The organism is Escherichia sp. MOD1-EC4550 (genome assembly GCF_963876935.1).
Taxonomy (GTDB): Bacteria; Pseudomonadota; Gammaproteobacteria; order Enterobacterales; family Enterobacteriaceae; genus Escherichia; species Escherichia coli_F.
Window position 1 is genome coordinate 80,298 of sequence record NZ_CAWNSE010000053.1, and the last position, 22,100, is coordinate 102,397.

16 protein-coding genes are annotated in these 22,100 nt (G+C 52.0%); 15 read left to right on the top strand and 1 reads right to left on the bottom strand.

Annotated features, from left to right (window positions below):
- The first annotated feature begins 11 nt into the window (after positions 1-11).
- From bcsQ to AACU19_RS22495, 13 genes are all read left to right on the top strand, one after another.
- Positions 12-764 carry a cellulose biosynthesis protein BcsQ gene (gene bcsQ, locus AACU19_RS22435; protein WP_000279529.1) on the top strand — a complete coding sequence of 251 codons (753 nt, stop codon included), beginning with the start codon at positions 12-14 and terminating at the stop codon, positions 762-764.
- The gene (bcsA, locus tag AACU19_RS22440) at positions 761-3,379 is read left to right on the top strand and encodes a UDP-forming cellulose synthase catalytic subunit (RefSeq protein WP_032185390.1); all 2,619 of its coding nucleotides are present in this window, start codon (positions 761-763) and stop codon (positions 3,377-3,379) included. Before bcsQ ends, bcsA begins: the two co-directional genes overlap by 4 nt.
- A gap of 10 nt (positions 3,380-3,389) precedes the next feature.
- Positions 3,390-5,729 (top strand): cellulose biosynthesis cyclic di-GMP-binding regulatory protein BcsB, encoded by a 2,340-nt coding sequence (gene bcsB, locus AACU19_RS22445; RefSeq protein ID WP_001355017.1) that lies wholly within the window; start codon positions 3,390-3,392, stop codon positions 5,727-5,729.
- Between the two features lie 6 nt (positions 5,730-5,735).
- Positions 5,736-6,842 carry a cellulose synthase complex periplasmic endoglucanase BcsZ gene (gene bcsZ, locus AACU19_RS22450; protein WP_001353587.1) on the top strand — a complete coding sequence of 369 codons (1,107 nt, stop codon included), beginning with the start codon at positions 5,736-5,738 and terminating at the stop codon, positions 6,840-6,842.
- Positions 6,824-10,297, top strand: coding sequence for a cellulose synthase complex outer membrane protein BcsC (gene bcsC, locus AACU19_RS22455; RefSeq protein ID WP_105278560.1), 3,474 nt, complete (start codon positions 6,824-6,826; stop codon positions 10,295-10,297). The genes bcsZ and bcsC overlap by 19 nt, the downstream gene beginning before the upstream one ends.
- Before the next feature lie 81 nt (positions 10,298-10,378).
- Positions 10,379-12,367: a biofilm formation regulator HmsP gene (gene hmsP / locus AACU19_RS22460; protein ID WP_001266333.1), complete on the top strand. Its 1,989-nt coding sequence runs from the start codon at positions 10,379-10,381 to the stop codon at positions 12,365-12,367.
- 182 nt (positions 12,368-12,549) lie between these two features.
- Entirely contained in the window at positions 12,550-13,836 is a 1,287-nt protein-coding gene (gene dctA, locus AACU19_RS22465) for a C4-dicarboxylate transporter DctC (protein WP_000858214.1), read from the top strand.
- 219 nt (positions 13,837-14,055) lie between these two features.
- Positions 14,056-15,552 (top strand): M16 family metallopeptidase, encoded by a 1,497-nt coding sequence (locus AACU19_RS22470; RefSeq protein WP_105278561.1) that lies wholly within the window; start codon positions 14,056-14,058, stop codon positions 15,550-15,552.
- Positions 15,553-15,755: 203 nt separating this feature from the next.
- Positions 15,756-16,181: a hypothetical protein gene (locus AACU19_RS22475; protein WP_123057643.1), complete on the top strand. Its 426-nt coding sequence runs from the start codon at positions 15,756-15,758 to the stop codon at positions 16,179-16,181.
- Positions 16,181-16,435 carry a hypothetical protein gene (locus AACU19_RS22480; protein WP_105278563.1) on the top strand — a complete coding sequence of 85 codons (255 nt, stop codon included), beginning with the start codon at positions 16,181-16,183 and terminating at the stop codon, positions 16,433-16,435. Before AACU19_RS22475 ends, AACU19_RS22480 begins: the two co-directional genes overlap by 1 nt.
- A gap of 98 nt (positions 16,436-16,533) precedes the next feature.
- On the top strand, positions 16,534-17,013 hold the full coding sequence (locus tag AACU19_RS22485; protein WP_096931206.1) for a hypothetical protein: 480 nt from the start codon (positions 16,534-16,536) through the stop codon (positions 17,011-17,013).
- Between the two features lie 61 nt (positions 17,014-17,074).
- Positions 17,075-17,338, top strand: a complete 264-nt coding sequence (locus AACU19_RS22490; protein ID WP_241957770.1) for a hypothetical protein — start codon at positions 17,075-17,077, stop codon at positions 17,336-17,338.
- A 61-nt stretch (positions 17,339-17,399) separates the two neighbouring features.
- On the top strand, positions 17,400-17,984 hold the full coding sequence (locus AACU19_RS22495; protein ID WP_105278564.1) for a hypothetical protein: 585 nt from the start codon (positions 17,400-17,402) through the stop codon (positions 17,982-17,984).
- Here the strand turns inward: AACU19_RS22495 and kdgK are convergent.
- Complete coding sequence (gene kdgK, locus AACU19_RS22500) at positions 17,956-18,885, bottom strand: 2-dehydro-3-deoxygluconokinase (RefSeq protein WP_105278565.1); 930 nt, start codon at positions 18,883-18,885, stop codon at positions 17,956-17,958. The genes AACU19_RS22495 and kdgK overlap by 29 nt on opposite strands.
- A gap of 231 nt (positions 18,886-19,116) precedes the next feature.
- Between kdgK and pdeH the strand changes: the two genes are divergently transcribed.
- Positions 19,117-19,884, top strand: coding sequence for a cyclic-guanylate-specific phosphodiesterase (gene pdeH, locus AACU19_RS22505; protein ID WP_105278566.1), 768 nt, complete (start codon positions 19,117-19,119; stop codon positions 19,882-19,884).
- A 70-nt stretch (positions 19,885-19,954) separates the two neighbouring features.
- Positions 19,955-22,015 carry an AsmA family protein gene (locus AACU19_RS22510; protein WP_105278567.1) on the top strand — a complete coding sequence of 687 codons (2,061 nt, stop codon included), beginning with the start codon at positions 19,955-19,957 and terminating at the stop codon, positions 22,013-22,015.
- The last annotated feature ends 85 nt before the right edge of the window (positions 22,016-22,100 follow it).

The window sequence follows — 22,100 nt, forward strand, 5'->3', positions numbered from 1 at the left end:
GGGATTGGTGAATGGCCGTACTGGGATTGCAGGGGGTGCGGGGAGGCGTGGGGACAACAACCATCACTGCCGCATTAGCCTGGTCATTACAAATGTTGGGAGAAAATGTCCTGGTGGTCGATGCCTGCCCGGACAATTTGTTGCGCCTGTCATTTAACGTTGATTTTACCCACCGTCAGGGCTGGGCCAGAGCCATGCTGGACGGTCAGGACTGGCGTGACGCCGGGTTGCGCTATACCTCGCAACTCGATTTGCTGCCTTTTGGTCAGTTATCCATTGAAGAACAAGAAAATCCACAGCACTGGCAAACCCGGCTGAGCGATATTTGCTCCGGCTTACAGCAACTAAAAGCCAGCGGGCGTTACCAGTGGATTTTAATCGACTTACCGCGTGATGCCTCGCAGATAACCCACCAGCTGCTGAGTTTGTGCGATCACTCGCTGGCAATCGTCAATGTGGATGCCAACTGCCATATCCGGCTGCATCAGCAGGCGCTGCCGGATGGCGCGCATATTTTGATTAATGACTTCCGTATCGGCAGTCAGGTTCAGGACGATATTTACCAGCTTTGGTTGCAAAGCCAGCGCCGATTACTGCCAATGCTCATTCATCGTGATGAAGCGATGGCTCAATGCCTGGCGGCTAAGCAACCAGTCGGTGAATACCGCAGTGATGCGCTGGCGGCTGAAGAGATACTGACGCTGGCTAACTGGTGCCTGTTGAACTATTCCGGGCTGAAAACGCCAGTCGGGAGTGCATCATGAGTATCCTGACCCGGTGGTTGCTTATCCCGCCGGTCAACGCGCGGCTTATCGGGCGTTATCGCGATTATCGTCGTCACGGCGCGTCGGCTTTCAGCGCGACGCTCGGCTGTTTTTGGTTGATCCTGGCCTGGATTTTTATTCCGCTGGAGCACCCGCGCTGGCAGCGTATTCGCGCAGAACATAAAAACCTGTATCCGCATATCAACGCCTCGCGTCCGCGTCCGCTGGACCCGGTCCGTTATCTCATTCAAACATGCTGGTTACTGATCGGTACATCGCGCAAAGAAACGCCGAAACCGCGCAGGCGGACATTTTCAGGTCTGCAGAATATTCGTGGACGTTACCATCAATGGATGAACGAGCTGCCTGAGCGCGTTAGCCATAAAACACAGCATCTCGATGAGAAAAAAGAACTCGGCCATTTGAGCGCCGGGGCGCGGCGGTTGATCCTCGGTATCATCGTCACCTTCTCGCTGATTTTGGCATTAATCTGCGTTACCCAGCCGTTTAACCCGCTGGCGCAGTTTATCTTCCTGATGCTGCTGTGGGGTGTAGCGCTGATCGTACGGCGGATGCCGGGGCGCTTCTCGGCGCTAATGTTGATTGTGCTGTCGCTGACCGTTTCTTGCCGTTATATCTGGTGGCGCTACACCTCTACGCTGAACTGGGACGATCCGGTCAGCCTGGTGTGCGGGCTTATTCTGCTGTTCGCCGAAACGTACGCGTGGATTGTGCTGGTGCTCGGCTACTTCCAGGTGGTATGGCCGCTGAATCGTCAGCCAGTACCGTTGCCGAAAGATATGTCGCTGTGGCCGTCGGTAGATATCTTTGTCCCGACTTACAACGAAGATCTCAACGTGGTGAAAAATACGATTTACGCCTCGCTGGGTATCGACTGGCCGAAAGACAAGCTGAACATCTGGATCCTCGATGACGGCGGCAGGGAAGAGTTTCGCCAGTTTGCACAAAACGTGGGGGTGAAATATATCGCCCGTACCACTCATGAACATGCGAAAGCAGGCAACATCAACAATGCGCTGAAATATGCCAAAGGCGAGTTCGTGTCGATTTTCGACTGCGACCACGTGCCGACGCGCTCATTCCTGCAAATGACCATGGGCTGGTTCCTGAAAGAAAAACAACTGGCGATGATGCAGACGCCGCACCACTTCTTCTCACCGGACCCGTTTGAACGCAACCTCGGGCGTTTTCGTAAAACGCCAAACGAAGGCACGCTGTTTTATGGTCTGGTGCAGGACGGCAATGATATGTGGGATGCCACTTTCTTCTGCGGTTCCTGTGCGGTGATTCGTCGTAAGCCGCTGGATGAGATTGGCGGTATTGCCGTCGAAACGGTAACCGAAGATGCGCATACTTCTCTGCGTCTGCACCGTCGTGGCTACACTTCAGCGTATATGCGTATTCCACAGGCGGCGGGGCTGGCGACCGAAAGTCTGTCGGCGCATATCGGCCAACGTATTCGCTGGGCGCGGGGGATGGTGCAAATCTTCCGTCTTGATAACCCGCTCACCGGTAAAGGGCTGAAGTTTGCTCAGCGGCTGTGCTACGTCAACGCCATGTTCCATTTCTTGTCGGGCATTCCAAGACTGATCTTCCTGACTGCGCCGCTGGCGTTCCTGCTGCTGCATGCCTACATCATCTATGCGCCAGCGTTGATGATCGCCCTGTTCGTGCTGCCGCATATGATTCATGCCAGCCTGACCAACTCGAAGATCCAGGGCAAATATCGCCACTCTTTCTGGAGTGAAATCTACGAAACGGTGCTGGCGTGGTATATCGCACCACCGACGCTGGTGGCGCTGATTAACCCGCACAAAGGCAAATTTAACGTCACCGCCAAAGGTGGACTGGTGGAAGAAGAGTACGTCGACTGGGTGATCTCACGGCCCTACATTTTCCTGGTATTGCTCAACCTGGTCGGTATTGCGGTCGGTATCTGGCGTTACTTCTACGGCCCGCCAACCGAGATGCTCACTGTCATCGTCAGTATGGTGTGGGTGTTCTACAACCTGATTATTCTCGGTGGTGCGGTAGCGGTATCGGTAGAAAGCAAACAGGTTCGCCGATCGCACCGCGTGGAGATGACGATGCCCGCGGCAATTGCCCGCGAAGATGGTCACCTCTTCTCGTGTACCGTTCAGGATTTCTCCGACGGTGGTTTGGGGATCAAGATCAACGGTCAGGCACAGATTCTGGAAGGGCAGAAAGTGAATCTGTTGCTTAAACGCGGTCAGCAAGAATACGTCTTCCCGGCCCAGGTGGCGCGCGTGATGGGTAATGAAGTTGGGTTGAAATTAATGCCGCTCACCACCCAGCAACATATCGATTTTGTGCAGTGTACGTTTGCCCGTGCGGATACATGGGCGCTCTGGCAGGACAGCTATCCGGAAGATAAGCCGCTGGAAAGTCTGCTGGATATTCTGAAGCTCGGCTTCCGTGGCTACCGCCATCTGGCGGAGTTTGCGCCTTCTTCGGTGAAGGGCATATTCCGTGTGCTGACTTCTCTGGTTTCCTGGGTTGTATCGTTTATTCCGCGCCGCCCGGCGCGGAGCGAAACGGCACAACCATCGGATCAGGCTTTGGCTCAACAATGATGATAACGCGATGAAAAGAAAACTATTCTGGATTTGTGCAGTGGCTATGGGGATGAGTGCGTTCCCCTCTTTCATGACGCAGGCGACGCCAGCAACGCAACCACTGATCAATGCTGAGCCAGCTGTAGCAGCCCAGACGGAACAAAATCCGCAGGTGGGGCAAGTGATGCCGGGCGTGCAGGGCGCTGATGCCCCCATCGTGGCGCAGAACGGTCCTTCGCGTGATGTGAAGCTGACCTTTGCGCAAATTGCGCCACCGCCGGGCAGCATGGTGCTACGTGGCATTAACCCGAACGGCAGCATTGAGTTTGGTATGCGCAGCGATGAAGTGGTGACGAAGGCGATGCTCAACCTCGAATACACGCCATCGCCATCGTTACTGCCTGTCCAGTCGCAGTTAAAGGTTTATCTCAATGATGAACTGATGGGCGTGCTGCCAGTGACCAAAGAACAGTTGGGTAAAAAAACGCTGGCACAAATGCCAATTAACCCACTGTTTATTACCGACTTCAACCGTGTGCGGCTGGAGTTTGTCGGTCATTATCAGGACGTGTGCGAAAACCCGGCCAGCACCACGCTTTGGCTGGATGTTGGGCGGAGCAGTGGACTGGATCTGACCTATCAGACCCTGAATGTGAAGAATGATCTGTCACACTTCCCGGTACCATTCTTTGACCCGCGTGATAACCGCACCAACACCTTGCCGATGGTCTTTGCGGGTGCGCCGGATGTTGGGCTGCAACAAGCATCTGCCATTGTCGCCTCGTGGTTTGGTTCGCGTTCTGGCTGGCGTGGGCAGAACTTCCCGGTGCTCTATAACCAACTGCCGGATCGCAATGCCATCGTTTTTGCCACTAATGACAAACGCCCGGACTTCCTGCGCGATCATCCGGCGGTAAAAGCCCCGGTGATTGAGATGATCAACCATCCACAGAATCCTTACGTCAAACTGCTGGTGGTCTTTGGTCGTGACGACAAAGACCTGTTGCAGGCAGCGAAAGGTATCGCTCAGGGTAACATTCTGTTCCGTGGTGAAAGCGTGGTAGTGAATGAAGTGAAACCGCTGCTACCGCGTAAGCCGTACGATGCGCCGAACTGGGTGCGTACCGATCGTCCGGTCACCTTTGGTGAACTGAAAACCTATGAAGAACAGTTACAATCCAGCGGTCTTGAGCCAGCAGCGATTAACGTTTCGCTAAACCTGCCGCCGGATCTCTACCTGATGCGCAGTACCGGCATTGATATGGATATCAACTATCGCTACACCATGCCGCCGGTGAAAGACAGTTCGCGGATGGATATCAGCCTGAATAACCAGTTCCTGCAATCCTTCAACCTGAGCAGTAAACAGGAGGCGAACCGCCTGCTGCTGCGTATTCCGGTATTACAAGGTCTGCTGGATGGCAAAACGGATGTCTCTATTCCGGCGCTGAAACTGGGCGCGACCAACCAGCTGCGCTTCGACTTTGAGTATATGAACCCGATGCCGGGCGGTTCGGTGGATAACTGCATTACCTTCCAGCCGGTGCAGAATCATGTGGTGATTGGTGACGACTCCACCATCGACTTCTCGAAGTATTACCACTTCATCCCGATGCCGGATCTACGCGCCTTTGCTAACGCGGGCTTCCCGTTCAGCCGGATGGCGGATCTGTCACAAACCATCACCGTGATGCCGAAAGCGCCTAACGAAGCACAGATGGAAACCTTGCTGAATACCGTTGGCTTTATCGGTGCGCAGACGGGCTTCCCGGCGATTAACCTGACGGTGACCGATGATGGCAGCACCATTCAGGGCAAAGATGCCGACATCATGATCATCGGTGGTATCCCGGACAAACTGAAAGACGACAAGCAGATCGACCTGTTGGTGCAGGCGACCGAAAGCTGGGTGAAAACGCCGATGCGCCAGACCCCGTTCCCCGGCATTGTGCCGGACGAGAGCGATCGCGCGGCAGAAACTCAATCAACGCTGACCTCTTCCGGTGCGATGGCAGCGGTGATTGGCTTCCAGTCGCCGTATAACGACCAGCGTAGCGTGATTGCGCTGCTGGCAGATAGCCCACGCGGTTATGAAATGCTTAACGATGCGGTGAACGATAGCGGCAAACGCGCCACCATGTTCGGCTCGGTCGCGGTGATCCGCGAGTCCGGTATCAATAGCCTGCGTGTTGGCGACGTCTATTACGTTGGCCATCTGCCGTGGTTCGAACGCTTATGGTATGCGCTGGCAAACCATCCGATTCTGCTGGCGGTGCTGGCGGCAATCAGCGTCGTGCTGCTGGCCTGGGTACTGTGGCGTTTGCTGCGTATTATCAGCCGTCGTCGTCTTAACCCGGATAACGAGTAATTGAAGATGAATGTGTTGCGTAGTGGACTCGTGACGATGCTGCTGCTGGCTGCCTTTAGTGTTCAGGCAGCCTGCAATTGGCCTGCCTGGGAGCAGTTCAAAAAGGATTACATCAGTCAGGAAGGGCGCGTCATCGACCCCAGCGACGCGCGCAAAATCACCACCTCCGAAGGGCAAAGTTACGGCATGTTCTTTGCCCTGGCGGCTAACGACCGTGCAGCTTTCGATAATATTCTCGACTGGACGCAGAACAATCTCGCTCAGGGTTCTTTAAAAGAACATTTGCCCGCCTGGCTGTGGGGCAAGAAAGAGAACAGTAAGTGGGAAGTGCTGGACAGCAATTCGGCCTCTGATGGTGATGTCTGGATGGCCTGGTCGTTGCTGGAGGCGGGGCGGTTGTGGAAAGAGCAGCGTTATACGGATATCGGCAGCGCGTTGTTAAAACGTATTGCGCGGGAGGAAGTGGTGACGGTGCCTGGGCTGGGTTCCATGTTGTTGCCGGGCAAAGTGGGATTTGCTGAGGATAACAGCTGGCGTTTTAACCCCAGCTACCTGCCGCCGACGCTGGCGCAGTATTTCACCCGCTTTGGCGCGCCGTGGACTACGCTGCGCGAAACCAATCAACGTTTATTGCTGGAAACCGCCCCGAAAGGCTTTTCGCCAGACTGGGTGCGCTATGAGAAAGACAAAGGCTGGCAGCTAAAAGCCGAAAAAACATTGATCAGCAGCTACGACGCTATCCGTGTTTACATGTGGGTAGGCATGATGCCTGACAGCGATCCGCAAAAAGCGCGGATGCTCAACCGGTTTAAACCGATGGCGACATTCACCGAGAAAAACGGCTATCCGCCGGAAAAAGTCGATGTGGCTACGGGGAAAGCGCAGGGTAAAGGACCGGTCGGTTTTTCTGCCGCCATGCTGCCCTTTTTACAAAACCGCGATGCACAGGCCGTTCAGCGCCAGCGCGTGGCCGATAACTTTCCCGGCAGCGATGCCTATTACAACTATGTGCTGACCCTGTTTGGACAAGGCTGGGATCAACACCGTTTCCGCTTCTCGACAAAAGGTGAGTTATTACCTGACTGGGGCCAGGAATGCGCAAATTCACACTAAACATATTCACGCTTTCCCTCGGTCTGGCCGTCATGCCGATGGTCGAGGCAGCACCAACCGCTCAGCAACAGTTGCTGGAGCAAGTTCGGTTAGGCGAAGCGACCCATCGTGAAGATCTGGTGCAACAGTCGTTGTATCGGCTGGAACTTATTGATCCGAATAACCCGGACGTCGTTGCCGCCCGTTTCCGTTCTCTGTTACGTCAGGGCGATATTGATGGTGCGCAAAAACAGCTCGATCGGCTGTCGCAGTTAGCGCCGAGTTCAAATGCGTATAAATCGTCGCGGACCACAATGTTACTTTCTACGCCGGAGGGTCGTCAGGCACTGCAACAGGCAAGATTGCAGGCGACTACCGGTCATGCAGAAGAAGCTGTGGCGAGTTACAACAAGCTGTTCAACGGTGCGCCGCCGGAAGGTGACATTGCCGTCGAGTACTGGAGTACGGTGGCGAAAATTCCGGCTCGCCGTGGCGAAGCGATTAATCAGCTAAAACGCATTAATGCGGATACGCCGGGCAATACGGGCCTGCAAAACAATCTGGCGCTATTGCTGTTTAGTAGCGATCGGCGTGATGAAGGTTTTGCTGTACTGGAGCAGATGGCGAAATCGAACGCCGGGCGCGAGGGAGCCTCTAAAATCTGGTACGGGCAGATTAAAGACATGCCTGTCAGCGATGCCAGCGTGCAGGCGCTGAAAAAATATCTCTCTATCTTTAGCGATGGCGACAGCGTAGCTGCTGCGCAATCGCAACTGGCAGAACAGCAAAAACAGCTGGCCGACCCTGCTTTCCGCGCTCGTGCGCAAGGTTTAGCGGCAGTGGACTCTGGCATGGCGGGTAAAGCCATTCCCGAACTACAACAGGCAGTGCGGGCGAACCCGAAAGACAGTGAGGCACTGGGGGCGCTGGGCCAGGCGTATTCTCAGAAAGGCGATCGCGCCAATGCGGTGGCGAATCTGGAAAAAGCCCTCGCACTGGACCCGCACAGCAGCAACAACGACAAATGGAACAGTCTGCTGAAAGTAAACCGCTACTGGCTGGCGATCCAGCAGGGTGATGCCGCGCTGAAAGCCAATAATCCTGACCGGGCAGAACGCCTGTTCCAGCAGGCGCGCAGTGTCGATAACACCGACAGCTATGCGGTGTTGGGGCTGGGCGATGTGGCGATGGCGCGCAAAGATTATTCCGCCGCCGAACGCTATTACCAGCAGACGCTGCGCATGGACAGCGGCAATACCAACGCCGTGCGCGGGCTGGCGAATATTTACCGCCAGCAATCGCCAGAAAAAGCAGAAGCGTTTATCGCCTCGCTCTCTGCCAGCCAGCGGCGCAGCATTGATGATATCGAACGTAGCCTGCAAAACGATCGTCTGGCACAGCAGGCAGAGGCACTGGAAAACCAGGGCAAATGGGCGCAGGCAGCAGCACTTCAGCGGCAACGACTGGCACTGGACCCCGGCAGTGTATGGATTACTTACCGACTTTCGCAGGATCTCTGGCAGGTCGGACAACGCAGCCAGGCCGATACGTTAATGCGCAATCTGGCGCAGCAGAAGCCGAACGACCCCGAGCAGGTTTACGCTTACGGGCTGTATCTCTCAGGTCACGACCAGGACAGAGCGGCACTGGCGCATATCAACAGCCTGCCGCGTGCCCAGTGGAACAGCAATATTCAGGAGCTGGTTAATCGGCTGCAAAGCGACCAGGTGCTGGAAACCGCTAATCGCCTGCGAGAAAACGGTAAAGAGGCAGAAGCAGAAGCGATGCTGCGCCAGCAACCGCCTTCCTCGCGTATTGATCTGACGCTGGCTGACTGGGCGCAACAACGACGTGATTACGCTGCTGCCCGTGCTGCATATCAGAATGTCCTGACGCGGGAGCCAACTAACGCTGATGCCATTCTTGGCCTGACGGAAGTGGATATCGCTGCCGGTGACAAAGCGGCGGCACGTAGCCAACTGGCGAAACTGCCTGCCACCGATAACGCCTCCCTGAACACACAGCGGCGCGTGGCGCTGGCGCAGGCGCAGCTTGGCGATACCGCAGCGGCGCAGCAGACATTTAACAAGCTGATCCCGCAGGCAAAATCTCAGCTACCGTCGATGGAAAGCGCGATGGTACTGCGCGACGGTGCGAAGTTTGAAGCGCAGGCGGGAGACCCAACGCAGGCGCTGGAAACCTACAAAGACGCGATGGTTGCATCCGGTGTGACCACGATGCGTCCGCAGGATAACGACACCTTTACCCGGCTGACCCGTAACGACGAGAAAGATGACTGGCTGAAACGCGGCGTGCGCAGCGACGCGGCAGATCTCTACCGTCAGCAGGATCTTAACGTCACTCTCGAGCACGATTACTGGGGTTCGAGCGGCACCGGTGGTTACTCCGATCTGAAAGCGCACACCACCATGTTGCAGGTGGACGCACCGTATTCTGACGGGCGGATGTTCTTTCGCAGTGATTTCGTCAATATGAACGTCGGCAGTTTCTCCACGAATGCCGATGGCAAATGGGATGACAACTGGGGCACTTGTACATTACAGGACTGTAGCGGCAACCGCAGCCAGTCGGATTCCGGTGCCAGCGTGGCGGTCGGCTGGCGAAATGACGTCTGGAGCTGGGATATCGGCACCACGCCGATGGGCTTCAACGTGGTGGATGTGGTCGGCGGCATCAGTTACAGCGATGATATCGGGCCGATGGGTTACACAGTTAACGCCCATCGTCGGCCCATCTCCAGTTCTTTGCTGGCCTTTGGCGGGCAAAAAGACTCCCCGAGCAATACCGGGAAAAAATGGGGCGGCGTGCGTGCCGACGGCGTGGGGCTAAGCCTGAGCTACGATAAAGGTGAAGCAAACGGCGTCTGGGCATCGCTTAGCGGCGACCAGTTAACCGGTAAAAATGTTGAAGATAACTGGCGCGTGCGCTGGATGACGGGCTATTACTATAAGGTCATCAACCAGAACAATCGCCGCGTGACAATCGGCCTGAACAACATGATCTGGCATTACGACAAAGATCTGAGTGGGTACTCACTCGGTCAGGGCGGTTACTACAGCCCGCAGGAATACCTGTCGTTTGCCATTCCGGTGATGTGGCGTGAGCGGACAGAAAACTGGTCGTGGGAGCTGGGGGCGTCTGGTTCGTGGTCGCATTCGCGCACCAAAACCATGCCGCGGTATCCGCTGATGAATCTGATCCCGACTGACTGGCAGGAAGAAGCTGCGCGGCAATCCAACGATGGCGGCAGCAGTCAGGGCTTTGGCTATACGGCGCGGGCATTACTTGAGCGTCGCGTCACATCCAACTGGTTTGTCGGTACAGCAATTGATATCCAGCAGGCGAAAGATTACGCGCCCAGCCATTTCCTGCTCTACGTACGTTATTCCGCCGCCGGATGGCAGGGTGACATGGATTTACCGCCGCAGCCGCTGATACCTTACGCCGACTGGTAAGTTTTCAGATAGCGCCTCTCTTAATGCCGCTGCGATCGGGTATACTCGGGCGGCAATCTGGGATTTCCGGGGGGAGACAATTTGCGCGTAAGTCGCTCGTTAACAATCAAGCAGATGGCAATGGTGGCAGCCGTTGTCCTGGTGTTCGTTTTTATTTTTTGCACCGTTTTGCTGTTCCATCTGGTCCAGCAGAATCGCTATAACACGGCTACGCAACTGGAAAGCATTGCTCGCTCTGTCCGCGAACCCTTATCTTCTGCCATTTTGAAAGGCGATATTCCCGAAGCGGAAGCTATTCTTGCCAGCATTAAACCGGCAGGCGTGGTCAGCCGTGCCGATGTGGTGCTGCCTAACCAGTTCCAGGCGCTGCGTAAAAGTTTTATTCCAGAGCGTCCGGTGCCGGTAATGGTTACTCGCATGTTTGAGCTACCGGTGCAAATCTCGCTGGGCGTTTACTCGCTGGAACGTCCGGCAAACCCGCAGCCAATTGCCTATCTGGTGCTACAGGCGGATTCCTTCCGCATGTATAAGTTCGTGATGAGCACCCTCTCAACGTTAGTGACCATTTACTTACTTTTGTCGTTAATATTGACGGTGGCGATTAGCTGGTGCATTAACCGCCTGATTTTGCATCCGTTACGCAATATTGCTCGTGAACTTAACGCCATCCCAGCCCAGGAGCTTGTTGGTCACCAACTGGCATTACCGCGTCTGCATCAGGATGATGAAATCGGTATGCTGGTGCGTAGTTACAACCTCAACCAGCAATTGCTGCAGCGCCATTATGAAGAACAGAACGAAAATGCGATGCGCTTCCCGGTGTCGGATTTGCCGAACAAAGCCTTGCTGATGGAGATGCTGGAGCAGGTTGTCGCGCGTAAACAAACCACCGCGCTGATGATCATCACCTGTGAAACCCTGCGTGATACTGCGGGCGTGCTGAAAGAGGCGCAACGAGAAATTCTGCTGCTGACGCTGGTGGAAAAACTCAAATCGGTACTGTCGCCACGTATGATCCTCGCGCAGATTAGTGGTTATGACTTTGCTGTCATTGCCAATGGTGTACAGGAACCGTGGCACGCAATCACTTTAGGTCAGCAAGTGCTCACTATCATGAGCGAGCGCCTGCCGATTGAACGTATTCAACTCCGTCCGCACTGTAGCATTGGCGTGGCGATGTTCTACGGCGATCTCACCGCCGAACAGCTTTACAGTCGCGCTATTTCTGCGGCATTTACCGCTCGCCATAAAGGTAAGAATCAGATTCAGTTCTTTGATCCGCAGCAGATGGAAGCCGCCCAACAGCGGTTGACGGAAGAGAGCGATATCCTTAATGCACTGGAAAATCATCAGTTTGCGATTTGGTTACAGCCACAGGTCGAGATGACCAGCGGTAAACTGGTCAGTGCGGAAGTGTTACTGCGTATCCAGCAACCGGATGGCAGTTGGGATCTGCCGGATGGCTTAATCGATCGCATTGAGTGCTGTGGGCTGATGGTTACCGTCGGTCACTGGGTGCTGGAAGAGTCCTGTCGACTGCTGGCTGCCTGGCAAGAGCGCGGCATTATGTTGCCCTTGTCGGTAAACCTCTCAGCGCTGCAACTGATGCACCCGAATATGGTAGCGGATATGCTGGAACTGTTAACCCGCTATCGCATTCAGCCGGGAACACTGATTCTGGAAGTGACAGAAAGCCGACGTATTGACGACCCTCATGCAGCGGTGGCAATCCTCCGCCCGTTGCGTAATGCCGGCGTTCGGGTGGCGCTGGATGATTTCGGCATGGGCTACGCAGGGCTGCGTCAGCTGCAGCATATGAAATCGTTGCCAATCGACGTGTTAAAAATCGACAAAATGTTTGTTGAAGGCTTGCCGGAAGATAGCAGCATGATTGCTGCAATTATCATGTTGGCGCAAAGCCTGAACTTACAAATGATTGCCGAAGGCGTGGAGACTGAAGCACAACGCGACTGGCTGGCAAAAGCGGGCGTTGGTATTGCCCAGGGCTTCCTTTTTGCTCGCCCACTCCCTATTGAAATCTTCGAAGAGAGTTACCTGGAAGAAAAGTAGCTACCCCAAACTGATTACAAAACTTTAAAAAGTGCTGGTTTGTGCGAGCCAGCTCAAACTTTTTAACCTTTTTGTTTCAATTATGATCCAGGTACATTTCTGTGATGTTGTCTGGGTGTTATTTTAAGGCCGCAGGTACCCCATAACCTTACAAGACCTGTGGTTTTACTAAAGGACACCCTATGAAAACCTCTCTGTTTAAAAGCCTTTACTTTCAGGTCCTGACAGCGATAGCCATTGGTATTCTCCTTGGCCATTTCTACCCTGAAATAGGCGAGCAAATGAAACCGCTTGGCGACGGGTTCGTTAAGCTCATTAAGATGATCATCGCTCCTGTCATCTTTTGTACCGTCGTAACGGGCATTGCGGGCATGGAAAGCATGAAGGCGGTCGGTCGTACCGGCGCAGTCGCACTGCTTTACTTTGAAATTGTCAGCACCATCGCACTGATTATTGGTCTTATCATCGTTAACGTCGTGCAGCCTGGTGCCGGAATGAACGTCGATCCGGCAACGCTTGATGCGAAAGCGGTAGCGGTTTACGCCGATCAGGCGAAAGACCAGGGCATTGTCGCCTTCATTATGGATGTCATCCCGGCGAGCGTCATTGGCGCATTTGCCAGCGGTAACATTCTGCAGGTGCTGCTGTTTGCCGTACTGTTTGGTTTTGCGCTCCACCGTCTGGGCAGCAAAGGCCAACTGATTTTTAATGTGATCGAAAGTTTCTCGCAGGTCATCTTCGGCATCATCAATATGATCATGCGTCTGGCACCTATTGGTGCGTTCGGGGCAATGGCGTTTACCATCGGTAAATACGGCGTCGGCACACTGGTGCAACTGGGGCAGCTGATTATCTGCTTCTACATCACCTGTATCCTGTTTGTGGTGCTGGTACTGGGTTCAATCGCTAAAGCGACTGGTTTCAGTATCTTCAAATTTATCCGCTACATCCGTGAAGAACTGCTGATTGTACTGGGGACTTCATCTTCCGAGTCGGCGCTGCCGCGTATGCTCGACAAGATGGAGAAACTCGGCTGCCGCAAATCGGTGGTGGGGCTGGTCATCCCGACAGGCTACTCGTTTAACCTTGATGGCACATCGATATACCTGACAATGGCGGCGGTGTTTATCGCCCAGGCCACTAACAGTCAGATGGATATCGTTCACCAAATCACGCTGTTAATCGTGTTGCTGCTTTCTTCTAAAGGGGCTGCAGGGGTAACGGGCAGTGGCTTTATCGTGCTGGCAGCGACGCTCTCTGCGGTGGGCCATTTGCCGGTAGCGGGTCTGGCCCTAATTCTTGGTATCGACCGCTTTATGTCAGAAGCTCGTGCGCTGACTAACCTGGTCGGTAACGGCGTAGCGACCATTGTTGTTGCTAAGTGGGTGAAAGAACTGGACCACAAAAAACTGGACGATGTGCTGAATAATCGTGCGCCGGATGGCAAAACGCACGAATTATCCTCTTAATCTCACCACTTATGCCCGCACTCCCTTCCCCGAGTGCGGGTGTTTGCGCATAATTGACCCCTGTGCCTGAACTTACCACCTGGGTGAGTTCAGGTTTATTTCACTTCTTCCGTGACATTTTCATGTTCTTGCGGTCTAACACGAAGTGTTTTTAACGTCATTTAGACTGACCGACAACGGGCAGTTTTTTATTACCAGGATAGTTGATCAGGGGTTCACATGCAGGGCACAAAAATTCGACTTTTAGCGGGCGGTTTGCTGATGATGGCCACTGCTGGCTATGTGCAGGCAGATGCGCTCCAGCCTGATCCAGCATGGCAACAGGGGACGCTTTCCAACGGTTTACAGTGGCAAGTGCTGACCACGCCCCAGCGTCCCAGCGATCGTGTTGAAATTCGCCTGCTGGTTAATACCGGTTCGCTCGCCGAAAGTACACAACAGAGCGGTTACAGTCACGCCATCCCTCGTATTGCGTTAACGCAAAGCGGTGGCCTTGAAGCAGCACAGGCGCGTTCATTGTGGCAGCAGGGGATCGACCCTAAACGCCCGATGCCGCCGGTAATTGTCTCTTATGACACCACGCTGTTTAATCTGAGTTTGCCCAATAACCGTAACGACTTGCTGAAAGAAGCGCTCTCTTATCTGGCAAATGCCACTGGCAAACTGACCATCACACCAGAAACCATCAACCACGCGCTGCAAAGTCAGGACATGGTGGCAACCTGGCCTGCCGATACTAAAGAGGGCTGGTGGCGCTATCGTCTGAAAGGATCAACCTTGTTAGGTCACGATCCTGCCGATCCGCTGAAACAACCCGTTGAAGCGGAAAAGATTAAAGATTTCTATCATAAATGGTACACCCCGGATGCAATGACGCTGCTGGTGGTGGGAAACGTGGATGCGCGCTCGGTTGTCGACCAAATCAACAAAACGTTTGGCGAACTGAAAGGCAAACGTGAAACACCGGCTCCGGTGCCGACGCTTTCTCCGCTGCGTCCTGAAGCGGTGAGTATTATGACCGATGCGGTACGTCAGGACCGGTTATCTATCATGTGGGATACGCCGTGGCAGCCAATTCGTGAATCAGCCGCACTGCTGCGCTACTGGCGTGCGGACCTGGCCCGTGAGGCGCTGTTCTGGCACGTTCAGCAAGCGTTAAGCACCAGTAACAGCAAAGACATCGGTCTTGGATTTGACTGCCGTGTGCTGTATCTGCGTGCGCAGTGTGCCATCAACATCGAGTCACCAAACGACAAGCTGAACAGCAACCTTAATTTGGTAGCGCGTGAGCTGGCAAAGGTTCGCGATAAAGGTCTGCCGGAAGAAGAGTTCAATGCGTTAGTGGCGCAAAAGAAACTGGAGCTGCAGAAACTGTTTGCCGCCTATGCGCGAGCTGATACCGATATTTTGATGGGGCAGCGGATGCGTTCGTTGCAAAATCAGGTCGTTGATATCGCGCCGGAGCAATATCAGAAACTGCGCCAGGATTTCCTTAATAGTCTGACGGTAGAGATGTTAAATCAGGATCTGCGCCAGCAGTTGTCGAACGATATGGCATTAATTCTTCTGCAGCCGAAAGGCGAGCCAGAATTTAACATGAAAGCGTTGCAGGCGGCCTGGGATCAAATCATGGCCCCATCTACTACTGCTGCCACAACCTCAGTTGCCACGGATGACGTACATCCTGAAGTGACGGATATTCCACCCGCACAGTAATAAATAACCCGGCAGCGTTTCTTCTGCGCTGCCGGGATTAACGGTAATAAATTAGTTACCGTGATATAACCGCAGATATTTTTCCGGGCACGGCGGTAGCGCGCAGATAACCATTCATTATTAAAATAAACTTACCGTAGAGTGGGTTTAATTATTTATTAGCTGAATAAATTATACCGGTGCCTCTAGGAAGGAGTGAGTTTATGCTTGTGTTAAAATCACAATCGATTGGATTCAGGATTTCCACAACTTATTTATCTTTAACATATACAGAGTCTGATGGCGTCAACATTAAAGTAGATGCTCTGGAGTTAATATCAACAGAGAGAGATTATGTTCAAATTGAACTGGTCTTCACTACAGTTGCTGAAGTTAAGTGTGCTACCGTCAATTTTTATGAAGCCAACTATAACAATATTGTTATTAAGAAGGTTGATGGTGAAAATCTGGACTCCGGTGTATATCAAGTAATGAATTCTGTACCGCTTGAAGAAAAAGAGAAATTATATGATCCTAAAAAACGGTTGAAGTTAAAACATTTTATTATAGCAGGTTATGATAGTTATGTTGAGATTTTAGCTACTGGTTTTAGCTGTATACGATGCCAGGCAATAGATGGTGTTAAATAATGGCCTATCATATAGAAATATTGAAAATTAAAGAAGCTGATAAAGTAGTAAAATATGAATTTGGACCTACATCTTCTGACTATTGTAGATCTGATTACGGCGAATTCGTGATAGATAAAAGAACGGGTGAGATGACATTAGTCAGAATGGTTAAAAAAGATTCGGCTAATAAATTTTATTTGCGAGCGAGTTTTAAGATTCTGACCTGTTGGCTAAAGGGCTATTTGCCAAAAAATGAGGAGTGGGCTTCTTAATAAGTAACTTTGCAGAATAAGTGAATTTTCCCATTTTTGGGGGGCAGTCGTTGATTCTTATACAGTTTATGTTATGGGTGCCAAATTTAGGATAGGCTATGGATTTTCACTTGGATATTTTGCTCCCTACACGATTCGCTCCAGAGGAACTAGATCTACAAGAGGTTATGGTTCACTGGGGTGGGGAAACCTTTCATCGCGACCCTCCGGTATACGCCTGGTGTAATCATCATCTTTTGCAGAGATGCAATCTACCGATTACTTATGGCCCACCTTTAGATGAGCACATAGACTTTAATGAATATCATGTTTACAACTTCAATGGTTCTTTAGTCGATGACCTGGAAATGGCTGTGAATAAAGGAAAGGATATTTCAACCAATCCTATAATTAAATTTATTAACAACCTGGTTAGCAAAAATTACGGGGGGTGGGTAATCTTGTCATTAGATGATGAAAAAATAGAAGTGATTAAAAATATAAGCTTCCAGTATTCTTTTCTATCATTATTAGTTGATGGACTAAAATGGGAAAGACCGCATGGGGTGGCAATATTATATAATTCACACTTAATTTAATTAATTAATGAATGGAAACATATGTATCGTGTAAAGGTTGTTTGGCTTACAGAAAATGAAGGTGGCAGAAGGAGCGCACCTCCTATCGGTAGATATTATTCCCGTCTCCAGGTTTCCAGAGGAGAAAACTGACTGGCAAAATAATGCATGGGGTGTTGTTTTTGAATTGGAAAAACCTAATGTAACCGATGGACGTATCGTTTCAATGAGGTGCGTTCAGTTCCTTTTCGATACCGCCCCTGAACAATGGATGACTAAGTACGAGGCATTTGAGATCTACGAAGGACCAAGAAAAGTCGCAGATGTATTATTGATAGGGAATTAATTTTATTTATGTCAGACTATTTAATTATATTTGCGACCTCAACGCATTTTCAGGAGTATAAATGCGTAACAAAAAACGCATACTATTCTTGCTAACAGTCATTTTTTGCTTAACAGGTCTTTATTCCTGCAACAAAAATTTTCTCTTACTCTGGGATGCCAATAATATGTATGTCAGCACAAGAAATAATATCGATAAAGAGAAGGTAAAAATAGAATTCGGTATCAGCGTCAACACGATCAACCGAGAAACGGATGCCGAATTATTTGCTGATAGAGATAAGTATGCAGTGCTCTTCGATGGTAGCCTGAGAAATAAGATGATAAACGAATACGGAGAAAATGATTTTTTAATTACCTACGATAACCGCTGCTATTTATCATTTCGTCAATTTAAAACAAATCGTCGTCATCAACATGACTATTATTTTGACTTCTTTAACAAGGATGGGAATGTCTTCGTCACGGTCGAAATTAAAGGTGAGAACCCGCTTAAATTTACGCGTAGTTTGAATGATATGCGTCAGCAGTTTATTTCAAATCATCAGCACCGCTCGGTTCGTCCCTGCAAGATGATTAACGGAGAACGAATATCTACCCGTTCTCCGTCAAAAACCATTATTCCGGCATCGCCTCACGCGGGATAATCGCGCCGCGATACTGAATAACGGTACTTGCAGTCAAATGCCCGCGTTTCGCCGCGTCTTCCGCACTGGCGCCCGTCAAACGTACCGCCAGATAACCAGCACTGAAAGAGTCGCCAGCTGCGGTGGTATCGATCACTTTTTCTTTCGGCAGTTTCACCGCCGGAACATCCACTAACCCCTCGCCAGCAATGGACACCAGGCAAGAATCCGCCCCGCGTTTCACCACCACTTCTTTCACGCCCGCGTTATGGGTGCGCGCAATGACGTCTTCCACCGGTTGTTGACCCCACAGCGCGTCTTCGTCGTCCAGCGTCAGGAAGGCGATATCCGTGCATTCCAGCATTTGCTGGTACATCTGCTGTGTCTCTTCTTTGCTGGCCCACAAGCGCGGACGGTAGTTATTGTCGAAAATCACTTTTCCACCGTTAGTGCGGCATTCGCGCAGCAGGGAAAGCAGCTTTTCGCGGCTGGTCGGGCTTAAGATTGCCAGGCTAATCCCGCTCAGGTAGAGATAATCAAAATTCGCCAGCTCTGCACAAATCGCTGCGGATTGCTCACTCTCCAGCCAAAATTTGGCGGCGGCTTCGTTACGCCAGTAGTAGAACGTACGTTCGCCAGTGCTGTCGGTTTCAATGTAGTAAAGACCCGGCAGACGATTTTCCATCCGTTGGGTCAGGGAAGTATCAACGTTCTCGCCGTGCCAGGCGTCCAGCATTTGCTGGCTAAAACTGTCCGTTCCCAGCGCCGTTACGTAATGAACGGTTAATGCCGCAGGATCGACCTGACGGGCGATATAGACGGAAGTGTTCAGGGTATCGCCGCCGAAACCGCGCTTAACGTCCGCGCCTTTCTCGGAAAGCTCAATCATGCATTCGCCAATCACGGCAATCTTTTTGGACATAGTCGTGAACCTGATCTGTAAAAAATTAGCGTTAGTTTGCGCTGTGGTGGTTTGCTGGTCAACCATATTAAAACAGTGTTCCATTATTTTTTTGAGCCAGAACGTATTCCTGAAAGATTCCGTAGTGGAGTGGGGAAATTTAACTCGGTCAGGCGGTAAAGTTCTGCTCTTGCGCGCCGATAATCTTTGTCGAGTCCGGGCAGCATCACTTTTAAACACAGGACATCTTTGATGATAAGGCAGGTTATCCAGCGAATAAGCAACCCTGAAGCAAGCATCGAGAGCTTGCAGGAACGGCGTTTTTGGTTGCAGTGTGAGCGTGCTTACACCTGGCAGCCGATCTATCAAACCTGCGGACGGTTAATGGCCGTGGAGCTATTAACGGTGGTCACGCATCCCTTGAACCCTTCGCAACGTCTGCCGCCGGATCGCTATTTTACTGAAATCACCGTCAGCCATCGGATGGAGGTTGTGAAAGAGCAGATTGATTTGCTGGCGCAAAATGCCGACTTCTTTGTCGAGCACGGCCTGCTGGCATCGGTCAATATTGATGGTCCTACGCTCATCGCCCTGCGTCAGCAACCAAAAATCCTGCGCCAAATTGAGCGTCTTCCCTGGCTGCGTTTCGAACTGGTGGAGCATATCCGTCTGCCGAAAGATTCAACCTTTGCCTCGATGTGTGAATTTGGTCCGCTGTGGCTGGATGATTTCGGCACTGGGATGGCAAATTTCTCTGCGCTCAGTGAAGTCCGTTACGACTACATCAAAATCGCCCGTGAGCTGTTTGTGATGCTGCGTCAGTCGCCGGAAGGACGTACGCTCTTTTCTCAGCTTTTACATCTAATGAATCGCTATTGTCGCGGGGTGATTGTCGAAGGTGTGGAAACGCAGGAAGAGTGGCGCGATGTACAAAATTCGCCTGCATTTGCCGCACAAGGCTGGTTTCTTTCACGCCCGGCACCGATAGAAACGCTGAATTCGGCAGTTCTGGCGCTATAAGCTGCCTCATTTTCTGCCTGGCTGGACTATCTTTAGGACTGGCACAGGAAGAAATATGAGGAAGCGAATGATGAGCAAGGCAGGCAAAATAACCGCTGCGATTTCAGGGACTTTCTTGTTGTTGATTGTCGTGGCGATCATTTTGATTGCAACATTTGACTGGAATCGACTCAAACCGACCATCAACCAGAAAGTCTCTGCGGAGTTGAATCGTCCATTCGCTATCCGTGGCGATCTGGGCGTGGTGTGGGAGCGGCAAAAACAAGAAACCGGCTGGCGCAGCTGGGTGCCGTGGCCTCATGTGCATGCAGAAGACATCATTCTTGGCAATCCGCCAGATATTCCCGAAGTAACAATGGTGCATTTGCCGCGGGTAGAAGCGACGCTGGCCCCGCTGGCGTTGCTGACCAAAACGGTCTGGCTGCCGTGGATAAAACTGGAGAAGCCCGACGCGCGTCTGATTCGTCTCTCTGAAAAGAACAATAACTGGACCTTTAATCTCACCAATGATGACAACAAAGACATGAATGCAAAGCCGTCTGCGTGGTCGTTTCGACTGGATAATATTTTGTTCGATCAAGGGCGGATCGCTATTGATGACAAAGTAAGCAAAGCGGATCTGGAAATTTTTGTCGATCCGTTAGGCAAGCCGCTGCCGTTCAGTGAAGTTACCGGATCGAAAGGTAAAGCGGACAAAGAAAAGGTGGGCGATTACGTTTTTGGTCTGAAGGCGCAGGGACGTTATAACGGTGAACCGCTCACGGGCAAAGGTAAAATCGGCGGTATGTTGGCACTACGCGGCGAAGGTACACCGTTTCCGGTACAGGCTGATTTCCGCTCCGGGAATACTCGCGTCGCTTTTGATGGCGTCGTGAATGACCCAATGAAGATGGGCGGTGTCGATTTACGGCTTAAATTTTCTGGCGATTCGCTGGGTGATCTCTATGAACTGACGGGCGTTCTGCTGCCCGATACCCCGCCGTTTGAAACCGATGGTCGGCTGGTCGCGAAAATCGACACTGAAAAATCGTCGGTATTTGATTATCGAGGCTTTAATGGGCGCATTGGCGATAGTGATATCCACGGTTCTCTGATCTACACCACCGGCAAGCCACGGCCAAAACTGGAAGGTGATGTCGAATCGCGGCAATTGCGGCTGGCAGATTTAGGGCCATTGATTGGCGTTGATTCTGGAAAAGGTGCAGAAAAGTCGAAACGGTCTGAGCAGAAGAAAGGCGAAAAAAGCGTTCAGCCTGCGGGCAAAGTGCTGCCTTATGACCGCTTCGAAACCGATAAATGGGACGTCATGGATGCCGATGTCCGCTTCAAAGGTCGGCGCATTGAACATGGTAGTAGCTTGCCGATTAGCGATCTCTCTACCCATATCATTCTCAAAAATGCTGACCTGCGCCTGCAACCGCTGAAATTTGGCATGGCGGGAGGCAGCATTGCGGCGAATATTCATCTGGAAGGCGATAAAAAGCCGATGCAAGGGCGGGCTGATATTCAGGCGCGTCGGCTGAAACTGAAAGAACTGATGCCCGATGTAGAACTGATGCAGAAGACGCTGGGGGAAATGAACGGTGACGCGGAACTACGCGGTAGCGGTAACTCGGTGGCGGCGCTTTTAGGCAATAGTAACGGCAACCTGAAACTGTTGATGAATGACGGGCTGGTGAGTCGCAACCTGATGGAGATTGTCGGCCTGAATGTCGGCAACTACATTGTCGGTGCGATATTTGGTGATGATGAGGTGCGGGTGAACTGCGCGGCGGCGAATCTGGATATTGCCAACGGTGTGGCGCGTCCGCAGATTTTCGCTTTTGATACCGAGAATGCGTTGATCAATGTTACCGGCACGGCAAGTTTTGCTTCGGAACAGCTGGATTTAACTATCGATCCAGAAAGTAAAGGGATTCGGATTATCACACTGCGTTCGCCGCTGTATGTGCGTGGGACATTTAAAAATCCGCAGGCTGGGGTGAAAGCCGGGCCGTTGATTGCCCGTGGTGCTGTTGCGGCGGCACTGGCAACGCTGGTAACACCGGCGGCGGCGTTACTGGCGCTGATCTCACCTTCCGAAGGGGAGGCTAATCAGTGTCGGACGATTTTGTCGCAGATGAAGAAGTGATGGAAACTGCCGGATGCGGCGTGAACGCCTTATCCGGCCTACAAATCCTTGCGAATTCAATATATTTTATGGAAATTCAGGCCTG